This is a genomic window from Chitinophaga ginsengisoli, from assembly GCF_003014595.1.
In the GTDB taxonomy this organism is placed as follows: Bacteria; Bacteroidota; Bacteroidia; order Chitinophagales; family Chitinophagaceae; genus Chitinophaga; species Chitinophaga ginsengisoli.
The window spans coordinates 739,473-751,947 of the sequence record NZ_PYGK01000001.1; the positions used below are offsets into that span (position 1 = coordinate 739,473).

Annotated in this window: 12 protein-coding genes; 9 read left to right on the forward strand and 3 right to left on the reverse strand. The window is 43.1% G+C overall.

The window, feature by feature from the left end; genetic code table 11:
- Positions 1-35 precede the first annotated feature (35 nt).
- Positions 36-371 (reverse strand): hypothetical protein, encoded by a 336-nt coding sequence (locus CLV42_RS03135; RefSeq protein ID WP_106600425.1) that lies wholly within the window; start codon positions 369-371, stop codon positions 36-38.
- Positions 372-495: 124 nt separating this feature from the next.
- Here CLV42_RS03135 and CLV42_RS03140 point away from each other — a divergent pair, with 124 nt between their 5' ends.
- From CLV42_RS03140 to CLV42_RS03165, 6 genes are all read left to right on the forward strand, one after another.
- Positions 496-1,104 (forward strand): RNA polymerase sigma factor, encoded by a 609-nt coding sequence (locus CLV42_RS03140; RefSeq protein ID WP_106600426.1) that lies wholly within the window; start codon positions 496-498, stop codon positions 1,102-1,104.
- A gap of 98 nt (positions 1,105-1,202) precedes the next feature.
- A complete protein-coding gene (locus CLV42_RS03145) occupies positions 1,203-2,201 on the forward strand; it encodes a FecR family protein (protein WP_106600427.1) in 999 nt (332 codons plus the stop codon).
- Positions 2,202-2,266: 65 nt separating this feature from the next.
- A complete protein-coding gene (locus tag CLV42_RS03150; RefSeq protein ID WP_245901436.1) occupies positions 2,267-5,689 on the forward strand; it encodes a SusC/RagA family TonB-linked outer membrane protein in 3,423 nt (1,140 codons plus the stop codon).
- Between the two features lie 11 nt (positions 5,690-5,700).
- Positions 5,701-7,164 (forward strand): RagB/SusD family nutrient uptake outer membrane protein, encoded by a 1,464-nt coding sequence (locus tag CLV42_RS03155; RefSeq protein ID WP_106600429.1) that lies wholly within the window; start codon positions 5,701-5,703, stop codon positions 7,162-7,164.
- Between the two features lie 15 nt (positions 7,165-7,179).
- Positions 7,180-8,010: a DUF4843 domain-containing protein gene (locus CLV42_RS03160; RefSeq protein WP_106600430.1), complete on the forward strand. Its 831-nt coding sequence runs from the start codon at positions 7,180-7,182 to the stop codon at positions 8,008-8,010.
- Positions 8,011-8,025: 15 nt separating this feature from the next.
- Positions 8,026-9,441, forward strand: coding sequence for a PKD-like family lipoprotein (locus CLV42_RS03165; RefSeq protein WP_106600431.1), 1,416 nt, complete (start codon positions 8,026-8,028; stop codon positions 9,439-9,441).
- 107 nt (positions 9,442-9,548) lie between these two features.
- On the opposite strand, the gene CLV42_RS03170 is transcribed toward CLV42_RS03165, so the two are convergent.
- Together CLV42_RS03170 and CLV42_RS03175 are read right to left on the reverse strand one after the other, a co-directional pair.
- On the reverse strand, positions 9,549-10,025 hold the full coding sequence (locus CLV42_RS03170) for a hypothetical protein (protein ID WP_106600432.1): 477 nt from the start codon (positions 10,023-10,025) through the stop codon (positions 9,549-9,551).
- 42 nt (positions 10,026-10,067) lie between these two features.
- A complete protein-coding gene (locus CLV42_RS03175) occupies positions 10,068-10,466 on the reverse strand; it encodes a nuclear transport factor 2 family protein (protein ID WP_106600433.1) in 399 nt (132 codons plus the stop codon).
- A 104-nt stretch (positions 10,467-10,570) separates the two neighbouring features.
- On the opposite strand from CLV42_RS03175, the gene CLV42_RS03180 reads away from it, so the two are divergent.
- The 3 genes from CLV42_RS03180 (at position 10,571) to CLV42_RS03190 (ending at position 12,452) form a co-directional block, all read left to right on the forward strand.
- Entirely contained in the window at positions 10,571-11,566 is a 996-nt protein-coding gene (locus CLV42_RS03180; RefSeq protein ID WP_106600434.1) for an AraC family transcriptional regulator, read from the forward strand.
- A gap of 23 nt (positions 11,567-11,589) precedes the next feature.
- Complete coding sequence (locus CLV42_RS03185) at positions 11,590-12,003, forward strand: MarR family winged helix-turn-helix transcriptional regulator (RefSeq protein WP_106600435.1); 414 nt, start codon at positions 11,590-11,592, stop codon at positions 12,001-12,003.
- Positions 12,004-12,170: 167 nt separating this feature from the next.
- Positions 12,171-12,452, forward strand: a complete 282-nt coding sequence (locus CLV42_RS03190) for a hypothetical protein (protein WP_106600436.1) — start codon at positions 12,171-12,173, stop codon at positions 12,450-12,452.
- Positions 12,453-12,475: the final 23 nt, after the last annotated feature.

The window sequence follows — 12,475 nt, forward strand, 5'->3', positions numbered from 1 at the left end:
GGGACGTCCATTCCGGCGTCCCTTTACTGTTTTTGTCACTTTTGTACCTTATCATGTATCTCGGATGCCTTCAGATAAACCTTTTTACCCTTGTCATCCACATAATATTTTCTGTCTTTTTTATCGATATATACAGTTTCCCCATTAGGACCTTCCTTGCCTTTATAGGTCTTATCTGTGATCTTCATGGCCCCTTTCACGGCAACAGAAGCAGTTTTGTTGGCGGTTTTATTAGCCACTGCGGCTGTTTTCCTGCCTATTTTTTTCGCTGTGCTGTCTATACCCTGGGCGATACCCTGCTGACCAAAGAATAGCGCTGATGCCGTAATAGTAACGGCCAACAGCCCTTTACGCAGTGTTATTGAGTTCATAGCATTAATTTTAAAAGTTGTGTAAAGTGAATATGAATCTTATTATTCAATTTTGATGCCAGCAACATCTTCCATATTTTTAGAGGCCACCATATATGATATAGTATAATTTAAAAGGTAATAGTTGGAGGAGATCTGGTATACCGACCTTTCAGATCAGGAGCTTTGGAGCAGGCTGATAAATGGGGATGAGGGCGCTTTAGCCTTCATTTATAATACATGGTTCCCATCGTTATATAAGTATGGGATGAAGTTACATGCGGATAGCAGCCGGGTAAAAGACTGCATACACGACCTCTTTGCTACACTGTGGCATAGCAGGGCTAATCTCTCCGTCACAGACAATATCAGGTTTTACCTGTTCGCCAGTCTTAAAAGGAATATTGCAAAACACATCCGGAAAGAAGGGATATTCAGCCTGTTTGGCAGTTTAGGGATTGATAATCATTCCCATATGCCTTCGCATGAACAAAAGTTGATCGATGAGCAATCTCTCGATGAGCAGAAACGGAAATTGCGCCGGGTGATTGACCAATTGCCTAAACGCCAGAAAGAAATTCTCTACCTGCGATATTACGAGGGACTGTCTACCCAGGAAACAGCCGAAATTATGTCACTAAGTGTCAACTCCACATACGTATTATTATCAAAAGCATTGAATTATCTCAAAAATCATAGTGGGGAATTGATGGTTTTGATCATTTTCTGGGGAGATCAACACACGAGTTTCTAATATTTTATAGATTTTTTTAAAAAAAGATCGAAAATAACGCTAAGTTTTTTCGATCTCATTGCTTTACTATTTAAAGCTTAGCTGAGTAGCGCCCGTCTATGGATTATAAAGATTACACAGTAAAGGATTTTCTGCATGATGAATTGTTTCGTAAATGGGTCGAACATCCGGACCATGATACTAAGCTTTTCTGGGAAACCTGGATGTGTGAAAACCCTGATCAATGTAATACATTGGAGGAGGCCCGTGATGTACTATTAATGATAGGTACTGAGGAATACACACCTACTACAGAAGATCAGGCAGAAGTCTGGAGCCGGATTGCCTATACCATCCGGGAAACTCCTCAGAAGAAGACTGCCTTTACCGTGTGGCGTTATGCCGCAGTTTTCCTGGGAGTAATTGCTGTTGCCGGCTGGCTCTTCCTGCATCGGGGGAAGGCTGTCGTGCTTAACTATGCCACCACTTATGGCGAGACGAAGAAAATAGTATTGCCGGATAGCTCTGTGGTCAGGTTGAATGCCAATTCTACACTCAGATGTAGTATCAACAGAAATGGAACACGCGAAATATGGCTGAATGGAGAAGGCTTTTTCTCTGTTGTTCACGATAGGAACAATGGCCCCTTCCTGGTACATACATCAGATGTAGATGTACAGGTAATAGGTACTGAATTTAACGTGAATACAAGAAGGGTGATGACGCGCGTAATATTAAATAATGGGGCTATAAAGTTAAAACTGAATGGAGAAGATCAGCAGGATATTAAAATAAAACCGGGTGAAATGGTGAGCTATTCTACAGCTACCCACCAGCTATCCCGCAGAAACGTAAACCCTGCAGATTACAATGCATGGCTTGATAATATGTTCGTTTTTAATGAAACGCCTATAGCGGAAGTCGCTATAGTGTTACAGGAAAACCTTGGGATCAATTTAAATATAGAAGGTCAGGATTTACAGAAAGAGTTATTTACAGGTAGTATACCGATGTCGGATGTAGCAATCTTTTTCAGGACTTTGTCTCGTTCCTTACATGTGGTTATCGAAAAAAAGGACAATAACAGTTATAGTATCAGGAGAAAAAACAACCAATAGCGTCTAGTTCATAAAATCAACCAAATCTTAATGTATTGCTTATGCCTGAAAATCACTTTAGGTGTATGGGGAGTCGTGCTGCCCTATTGTTACTATTGCCTGTCATGGGATATGCAGCGGATAAGAACCATTATTATCAACAGCAGCAGCTGTTTTCGTCGATGAGTACTAGCCAACATGATGCCGGACGGCAATCATTGAAAGAGGTCCTTGTTTCATTGGAGGCTAAGTACAAAGTAAGGATCAACTACATCGGTCAGCTTATCGGGAATATTCAGACAGAACCACCTGCCGCGAAAGCAGCGTCTGAAAATTTTGTACAGTATCTGAACCGGTTTCTGAAGCCACTTAAGTTGGAAGCAGAAGAAGCTGGGGCGAATGTATATGTCATATACAAACAGGATCCTCCGGCTCCTGCCCCCAAACCTGTGCCGCCTGCTGAAAAGAGAGAAACAACAGAACAGCAAAAGCCTGTTATACTTACCATCACCGGCACAGTAACAGATGATGCAGGCATATCGCTGCCAGGTGTAACTGTAGTAGTAAAAGGAACTAACAATGGTGTACATACCAGTAATGACGGTAAGTATGAGCTGAAGAATGTTCCTGAAAATGCACATATCGTTTTCAGCTTCATCGGTTTTAAATCGCAGGAGATCGTACTGAAGGGACAGACAGTCCTGAATGTTCGCCTGAAAACAGATGTACAGGCTGTAAAAGATGTGGTGGTAACAGGATATTATGAAATCAAGAAAGAGAGCTTTACAGGTATAGCCACTGTATTGACAGCTGATGATGTGAAAAGGGTAAATCCTCAGAACGTGCTCAGTAGCCTGCAGGCCTATGACCCTTCGTTTAAACTGGTAGAGAATAATATCCTTGGATCTAATCCTAACAGGATACCGAATATTAATGTAAGAGGTACTACGGCGCTTCCCAGTGCCGATGTTTCCAAATTAACCAGGAACAGTATGCTGACAGGAGTAACCAATCAGCCTACTTTTATATTGGATGGTTATGAAGTGAATGTGCAAACCATCTTTGACCTTGATCCGAACAGGATTGCTTCCCTTACTTTATTGAAAGATGCTGCCGCAACTGCGATCTACGGTTCCAGGGCAGCGAATGGGGTTGTTGTGATACGTACCAAGACGCCAAAGGAAGGGAAGCTCACGGTGAACTATGGCTATGAGATGACCTTAAATGCGCCTGATCTTTCAGATTATCATGTGTTGAATGCGGCCGACAAACTGGAATATGAGCGACTGGCGAAATTGTATGTGTCTGATGAGGTAAGCAACCCTCTTGATCTGGAAATGCAGTACTATAATAAAAAGAAGAATGTACTGAGCGGGGTGAACACCTACTGGATATCTCAGCCGCTGCAGGTAGATCTGGGACATAAGCATTCCCTGTATCTTGAAGGAGGAACCCCGGTTGTAAAATATGGTATTGATGTACGATATCAAACCAACGACGGGGTGATGAAAGGTTCTTACAGAAAGCGCTACGGACTGGCCGCTTCGCTGTCTTATAATGTACAGAATAAAATACAGTTCAGGAACCAGATCTCCATATCGCAGGTAGATGGAAGGGAGTCTCCTTACCGGGAGTTCTCAAACTATGTAAGAATGAACCCCTACTATCCGATGACGGATTCTACCGGCCGGCTGATGCGTGAAATTGATAAATGGAGTTACCGCACAGGAGCTGCTGCTTCACCGAAGACTGACCCTGTGTTGAATCCACTGTATGAAGCTACTACGGGAAGCGTGGAGAAATCTGAATATGTGGAATTCATGGATGCTTTTTCCGGTGAATGGACCATTAATCCTGCATTGAGATTAAGAGGACAGATCAGTCTTACGAAAAGAAGATCTACGGCCGATAAGTTTGTATCACCTCTAAGTAACGAATACTTTTCTGTAACCGGCGATGGGCTGAAAGATCGTGGTAAATACACTTTTTCCGATGAAGACTTCTGGCAGGCAGATGGAAGTCTGACGCTAAGTTATTCAAAGCAGATCCGTCAGAGCTTCCTCAACTTTTCATTGGCTACCAATATCCAGAACAGGTCTAATGACAGGAAAACATTTGTAGCACAGGGATTCTCCAATGATAGGTTTTCCCAGATAGGATTTGCACGCCGTTATGAAATAGATGGCTCTCCCGACGGAGAGTTTACCCAGGACAGGCTGGTAGGTTCCTTCCTTTACGCCAACTATTCCTATAAGAACAAGTTCCTGATGGATGGTACTATCCGCCTGGATGGTTCTTCGAAATTTGGTACTGATTCCAGGATGGCCAGCTTCTGGTCTTACGGTATCGGGTATAATGTTCATAATGAAAAATTCATTAACCGTAATGTGATCTCCCAGCTTACACTAAGGGCTACTACCGGTGTAACCGGTGACGTGTCTTTCCCGTCCTATTTATCCAATACCACTTACCAGTATTACAGCAGTGACTGGTATTCTACAGGCGTGGGCGCTGTATTCAAGGCTTATGGCAACTCAGCACTGAAATGGCAGCGTACAAAGAACTATGATGCCAGCGTTGAACTGGACCTGTTCAATGGAAGAATTTATGTGAACCCACGTTACTACTATAAATTAACCAAGGACCTGCTGGCGGATATCATTGTACCTCCATCCGCCGGTTTTACTGAATACAAAGCCAACCTGGGAGAAATGATCAACAGGGGCTTCGAATTAACTGTCCGCAGTACAGTGCTGCGAGGAAAGGACTGGTCTTTCAACATGTTTGCAAACCTGGTGACCAATAAAAATAAGATCACCAAAATCTCCAATGCGCTGAAGAGTTACAACGATAAAGTGGATGATAAGCAGGAATCTGATGCTAACCTGAATTCTGTCCCACTATTGCGCTTTAAAGAAGGCGAATCTCTCAACACTATTTATGCTGTGAGATCAATGGGAATTGATCCCGAAAATGGTAAAGAGATCTTCGTTAAAAAAGACGGCACTTATACACATACCTATAGTGTGAAAGACATGGTGCCTGTAGGAGATATGACAACGAAGGTAGAAGGCACGTTTGGTGCTGGCATGTACTATAAAAACTGGATAGCAGAAGTAAGGTTCTATGGCAAAGGAGGCGGAGACCTTTATAATCAGACCCTGGTAGACCGTGTGGAGAACGCTGATCCTCGTTACAATGTTGACCAGCGTGTACTGGATTCCCGTTGGAAGAAACCAGGCGATCACGCATTGTACAAAGACATAGCAGATCACGGTTCTACCCGTACGTCTTCCCGTTTTGTACAACGCGATAATGTGATAGAACTGAGATCAGTTTATCTCGCTTACAACGTTCCCTCAGCAGTAGCCAGGCGTTATAAAATGAACAATCTGCGTTGCGCACTGAACCTGAATGATGTGTGGAGAACCTCCACTATACAGGCAGAAAGAGGTATTGATTATCCGTTTGCGAGAACATTCACATTCTCATTATCCACTCAGTTCTAAAAAGAAACAAGATGAAGAAATATTACTTACTCATAATAGTGGTGGCAGGCCTTGTTTCGTGTAAGAAATGGCTGGATGTAACACCGCAATCTGACATAGCACAAGGTGTGCTGTTCAGCTCACAGGCCGGTTTTGAAGAGGCGTTAAATGGTGTTTACAGCCGTTGTGCAAGAGAGGATAGTTATGGTAAAGAGATCACCTGTGGTTTCCTCGATGTGCTGGCACAGAACTACGTTATCACGAGCAAAGATCCGCAGGCATACAAACAGACCGCGCTTTATAATTATAATGATGAATTTTTTATCAGCAGAAGGGATGATGCATGGAAAGCATTGTATGCGGCAATCGCCAACAGTAATCTGATATTGTCGCATATAGACGAGAAAAAGAGTGTTTTCACAGGCAGGGAATACGAACTGATAAAGGGCGAGGCGCTGGCCTTGCGCGCATATCTTCATTTTGACCTGCTGCGTTTATTTGGTCCTTCTTATGTGAGTGATCCGAATGCCCGGGCTATTCCCTATGTAACAGACTTTACCAATAAGATAACGCCGATGTCTACCGTAAAGGGCTTGCTGGATACAGCTATCCTTGACCTGACTGCGGCAAAAGAGTTGTTGAAAGTGTCTGATCCCATCCTGGACGCAGGGTACAAGGTTGGGTATCCGGTAAAAGATTCCAGTACCGAACAAAACGGTCCCCTGTTCCTGCAGAATCGCCGCCATCGGATGAACTACTATGCTGTGTGTGGAGAGCTGGCCCGCATATATTTATACAAAGGCGATAAGGCAAACGCACTCGCTAATGCATTGGAAGTGATCAACTCCAATAAATTCCCGTGGACACGTCAGAATGATTTCCTGAATCCCGATGATGAAAAGAAGGACCGCATTCTGTACAAGGAGCTGGTATTTGGGTGGTATATTCCGAATACATCCGGCGCATTGAATAGCCGTTTCCGCGATGGAGAGAATGCACTGTTTATTACGTCCGTAGAAGGACAGAATATTTATGAAACAGGCAGTGTTGGCGGTGAGGATTTCCGTTATAAGCAATGGTTCAGTGAACAGAGCGGGGGATTGGGGGTCCGTATGCAACTTGAAAAGTATTACAGGGACGGCGACGCCAATATTCATTATCAGATGGCGCCTGCACTGCGTTTGAGCGAGATGTACTACATCGCTGCAGAATGCACTTTTGATACCGACCCAGTAAAGGCATGGGGATACTTTAACACTGTTAGGTTCTACAGGGGCATTGGTACTGCTATCACCGACCAGCCGTCTAAAGATGTGTTCATGACAGAACTGGTGAAAGAATGTCGGAAAGAATTTTATGGTGAAGGGCAGATCTTCTATATGTATAAACGTTTGAACAGACCGGTTACCGGACTGGCGGGTGCTAGCTATGCCGCTACAAATAAGATGTTTGTACTGCCACTGCCAGACGACGAAATCCAATTTGGTAACAGATAATAAACCTACGGCCAGATGAAAAAATATATATTATTCGGTGTTCTTTGCTGTATGGTATGTCTTGCCTGCAAGAAAGAAGAAACGCCTTTATTCAATACTACGGAGAATGTCTATTTCGATTTTCTGCCTGATGTGGATGATGATAAAACAGATAGCCTTCTTTATTCTTTTGCCTATTTTCCTGATAAAGGGGAAGACACGGTATTTATCCCGGTGCGGATATCAGGTTTTCGTGTAAAGCGGGACCGGGCATTCATATTAAAAACGGTAGATAGTAGTACAACGGCAATTGCAAATGTACATTATGTTCCTTTAAAGGATAAGTACATTATGTCTGCAGACTCCGGCATATGTATGGTGCCATTGATCCTATTGAACAAGGATACCCTCCTGAAAACCAAAACACTGACTATCGGACTTACGTTGCAACCCTCGGAAGATCTGGGAGTAGCGTTCACCTTGCAGAATAAAGGCCTCGTGAAGTTTTCCAACCGCTTGGAGAAACCAAACTGGTGGGATGCCTGGGCAGGTGAATTGGGTGAATATTCGAGGGTAAAACATGAGTTGTTTATCAGGGTATCAGGTACCACTGAACTCGGTACCAATTTCCAGGACTTCAACATGATACCCAAGGCGTTGTATCATACAAGACGTTTCAAATCTTTCCTGCTGGATCCGTTTAAATGGGTACAGCAATATCCGGAAGAAGGGTATGTGATCACGATGGAAGCAGACGGGTATTATTACTTCTATAGTAGTAAGAATCCTGATATCAAATACCGCCTGGAAAAGAATCCCGATGATGGCCGGTATTATTTCAAAGATGAAAATGGTAACCGTGTCTAAGTTAAATCCTATACAATGAAAAGAATACATCTATATATACTGATAGCCTTGCTGGCTCCTTTTCTTTCGGCGTGCTTCAAAGACAAAGGGAACTATGATTACATAAAACTGGGGGAACCAGTTGTCTCCAATCTGGATACCTTGTATACTGTGTTTACAGGAGACAGCCTGATCATATCTCCTAAAGTGGTGTTGCCGGAGGGAAGGACTGATCTGACCTGTTATTGGAAAATAGACATTCCTGAGGAGGCACGCTCTGATGATCATGAAGGCAAGGAATTAAGAATGCTTTATGGCCTGAGCGCGAAAAGGTATAATGCTTTGCTGATCGTAAGAGATAACGCAATCGGTATGCAGTATTACTACAAGTTTGTCATTAGTGGTAAAACCGCATTTACGACCGGAACGCTTGTGTTGACTGACGAGGGCGGACAGGCAAAATTATCTTTCATTAAACCGGATGGTAAGGTACAGTCTGACCTTTATCCGTCAATTAACGGGGAGAACCTTGGAACAAATCCTTTACAGATCATTCCGTTAAGGAATACCAGCTATATGAATGTAAATTTTGCTTACTGGATTGTTTGTGGCGATGCTGCGCATCCTGCGGTGGAAATTAACAGCGATGACCTGAAACGGATGAAGTACCTGAAAGAGAATTTTTACGATCCCCCTGGTGAACTGCTTCCAAGTTATTTCCAGCGCTTGTTTAACGGAACTACTACTGCGGTGCTGAATGAAAAACTGTATGTAGGTACTACGGAGACGGCGCCATTCGGTACTTATTATGGTTACTTCAGCAATCCTGTACCGGGCAATTATAACCTGGCCCCGGACCTGGTCTATGCCTACACAAATGATGGTGCTTATTATCTTGGATTTGATAAGGTAAAGAAATGTTTCCTGCGTTTTGATCCGACTACCTATTTCGGGACAGAATACATTCAGGAAGATTCGCTCTTTAACCCGAAGAACCTTAAGATGGACCTGTTGGAGTTGGAGAAGATCACGGAGAATGATGTGTATGCATTTTGTGACAGCAGTGGTCAGACTTATGAACTGAAGTTTGGTATTGATTTCCTGAAAGGAAACTCGCGTTTCAAAACAGGATATAAACGGAAATTTAAAGGTGATAGCCTCCTGACTGCGCAAACCAAATGGCAGTCATCTCCTGTAGGTACATTCTATTTCACTTCCAACGATAAGATCTACCGTTATAATCCAATTAACCAGGAGTTGAAACAGCTGGAGGCGAATTTCGGTGGAAAGCAGGTGACAATGATAAAGATACAGGAGGATGGCAATAAGCTTATTGCAGGCACGGAAAGCAGTATTTATACACTTGATATCAGTACCGGAAAATATGGTAATATACTCAGTCAGGTAAATGGCCTGCCCGGAAAAGTAATTGATGTCTTCGTCAGACAATGATATTTTTTATCCTATCCTATTAATCCTACTTAACCAACCATTAACCCTACAACCAAAAGCCCCGCGATACTTTTCGCGGGGCTTTATCATTTCGGTTATGCCGGTTATTAAAATTTGCAGGCGCCTTTTATAAAAGGATCGTGTTCAAACTTTAGTTTGCTTTGATCTTTGTCGAATACAGGAATACCCTGGGCATCAAAAGAAGATGGTATCGCCTCAAATATCTGGCTGTTTTCCACTTTAAATATTACAGGTCTTTTGCTGAAAGTGCCTTCGCTCATAAAGTTATATTCAGCCTTAATGATATTATCAGCAATGGTGCCTTTGATACCGCCAACATTTTTATCTTTTTCGAACAAATGATATTCCAGTCGTCCGTAGACCGTGTCCTTCTTAATCTCAAATTCAAGATAGGCCGTATCCTTTCCGGAGATCCTGGTATAACACTGTTGATCTGGTGTTTCTACCGACGCTGTGACCATTACGGTGCTGGTGTCCTGCTCTTCCGTCTCTGGTGTATTACTGGCAGGTGGCTGACAACTGAACATCGTAAATAAGGCTGCAGCTACAAAATATGGTTTCATGTAACAAGTTTTGCCTTATAGAACGAATAGTGTGCCAGTAAGTTACTTGCCCCAGAAATTATCTTCCTGTGCAATATCTGAAGAATAGATCCGGGCTTTTACGATCCGACCGCCTGTTACTGTATACACGTCTGTGTTATCCACATCCAGTTGCTGTCCGCCGGGCTTTGTTGCTGTCCAGCGAATGAGGCAGGCCACACTGTTGCCATTGGTGGTGACCGATTTAATTTCTGCCAGTCGGAGGGTATTGGCGGTCACTTCAAACATACCGCCCACCATCTGGAAGACCTCTGTTACATTGTTCTTTATACCAGAGAAGCGGTTGTTACCGGGTTGATCCCATTCGATGGCGGTATCCAGTAATGCTGCCAGTGTTTGGTTATCGCCTTGTTGCACTGCAGTCAGAAATTGGGTAACTACTTGTTTAGCTTGATTTTCCATATTGTTTGTTTTTAGTTGAGTGATTTGTTATTGCAAAACTATTTCCTGTACGCCCGGGCGTTATTATCTTTATACGACAAACAATTACCATTTGACGACATGTTATGGAGAATAGCCGTAGACATTTTGTGTTGAACCTGATAGCCTATGCGGTGCTGCGCGATATTCCCGCCACACAGCTCTGTCGCTTGTCAGGAATAGACCTGGCCGTGCTGAAAGCCGACGCTGGTTATACTGTCAGTAATCAGCAACTGGATGCATTATGGCAACAGGCCAGCCAGTTGTCAGACGATCGCTTATTCGGATTGCATTTCGGAGAATCCTTACAATTGTCGGCATTGGGTATTGTCGGAGAAATTATCAGGACAAGCGATACGGTAGGAATGGCCGTGGAAAAGGCAGCATCATTATCACATCTGCTGACCGATTTGTTCAGAATAAAGGTGGAATCTTCCAACACTGTTTTTACGATTCGCTTTTTACCCTTAACGGAAAGGCCGGATACTTTTTCCTTTCGCCAGACGCTGGAATTATTCATGGTCTTTGTTGTACATGAATTGGATGGTTTGTTACTCCGGAAAATAAAACCTGTAGCTGTACGCTTACCTTATCGCCTGGAAAATGAAGAAGAATATACAAGGGTATTCCGTTGTGCCGTAGAAAAGAGCGCTGCTGAATATGCGCTTGTATTTGACGGGGAATACCAGCGGGAGGCGCTACTTACAGCTAATTATGACATCCAGCAGGCTTTGTTGCGAAAGGTGCATGAAAGTATAACAGTAACGGAAGGTGTATTGGGTGAAAAGGTCCGCCATTTCCTGCTGACCAATGCGTATCTTGGCATACCTTCGTTAAATGAGATCGCCGCTAATTTTAATGTAAGTCCCAGAACCTTACAACGCAAACTGAAGGAAGAAGGTATCAGCTACCAGGATGTTGCCGATGAAGTCAGGAAATCATTGGCTATTCATTACCTCGAGGAGGGCGGTTATCCGGTGAAAGAGATCTCATATATGTTGGGATATAATGAACTGAGTGCTTTTACGCGAGCATTTAAGAGATGGACAGGCAGAACGCCAGTCAGTTTTCAAAAAGAATAATACAACGTTTACAAAGCATAACTATGGAAGCTAACAAGCCTATTGGCTGGTACCTCAAAGAGGCCGATCAGCAAATTACATCTTACATGAATGATGTTTTCAAAGACCTTTCCATCACACGTTTTCACTGGATGGTGATACGGAATATCGCAGAGCGTGGGCGCATTAATACCTGGCAGTTTTTTCAGGAAGTAAAGAACTTCGTGACCGTACAGGAATTCGGAGAGATCATACAGTCATTCGCTGATCGTGGCTGGGTAGTGATGGGAGCAGAGGATACCTGTACGCTTACCGCAGCAGGAGAGGAGGCATATAAAAATCTTGCAACGTTACAGCAGGAAAGGGCTGCACATATGATGCGTGGAATCACGGATGATGAGTATAAGCTAACTCTCAGTGTACTGAACAGGATCATAGAAAATATAGTGCATCAATAGTGACCGGTGGATAGATTTGTATCCCTGTAAATGACGCTGCAGTTGTGGTCAGTTCGCAGGGATAATAGGGGGTATAAGGGGAAAAACTGTTTTTGTGCTGTAAATGATTTATCGATATTTTTGTCTGGTCTTTAAATCGTGGTTCTTATCAATAAAAATATCTTAATATGGCAAAGTTACCCAAGTTTATGATTGCAGATGATCCCGTTACGGATCCTGATAATGAATATATCTTTCATACAGAGCAACCACGTTTCTTCGCTAAACGGGTAGAAGAAGACGAAGAGAAAGCTTATATTGATATTGTGGCAGAGGTTGATAATGTGGATGAGTACTTCAAAAATGCTCCCGGTAAGAAGGAAGAACTGCTCGACCAGCTGGAAGAATGGTATTATTCCTATCTCGAATGGCTGGAAGAGGATGAGTATGATGATGAAGACGAAGAATAACTGATCAGTTTAAAAATTATTAG

Bases quoted from the DNA above. Each gene is read 5' to 3' on its own strand.
- CLV42_RS03190 (WP_106600436.1), top strand. From the start codon at position 12,171: ATGGCAAAGTTACCCAAGTTTATGATTGCAGATGATCCCGTTACGGAT.
- CLV42_RS03180 (WP_106600434.1), top strand. From the start codon at position 10,571: ATGGAGAATAGCCGTAGACATTTTGTGTTGAACCTGATAGCCTATGCG.
- CLV42_RS03155 (WP_106600429.1), top strand. From the start codon at position 5,701: ATGAAGAAATATTACTTACTCATAATAGTGGTGGCAGGCCTTGTTTCG.
- CLV42_RS03175 (WP_106600433.1), bottom strand. From the start codon at position 10,466: ATGGAAAATCAAGCTAAACAAGTAGTTACCCAATTTCTGACTGCAGTG.
- CLV42_RS03150 (WP_245901436.1), top strand. From the start codon at position 2,267: ATGGGGAGTCGTGCTGCCCTATTGTTACTATTGCCTGTCATGGGATAT.
- CLV42_RS03185 (WP_106600435.1), top strand. From the start codon at position 11,590: ATGGAAGCTAACAAGCCTATTGGCTGGTACCTCAAAGAGGCCGATCAG.
- CLV42_RS03160 (WP_106600430.1), top strand. From the start codon at position 7,180: ATGAAAAAATATATATTATTCGGTGTTCTTTGCTGTATGGTATGTCTT.
- CLV42_RS03170 (WP_106600432.1), bottom strand. From the start codon at position 10,025: ATGAAACCATATTTTGTAGCTGCAGCCTTATTTACGATGTTCAGTTGT.
- CLV42_RS03165 (WP_106600431.1), top strand. From the start codon at position 8,026: ATGAAAAGAATACATCTATATATACTGATAGCCTTGCTGGCTCCTTTT.
- CLV42_RS03135 (WP_106600425.1), bottom strand. From the start codon at position 371: ATGAACTCAATAACACTGCGTAAAGGGCTGTTGGCCGTTACTATTACG.
- CLV42_RS03145 (WP_106600427.1), top strand. From the start codon at position 1,203: ATGGATTATAAAGATTACACAGTAAAGGATTTTCTGCATGATGAATTG.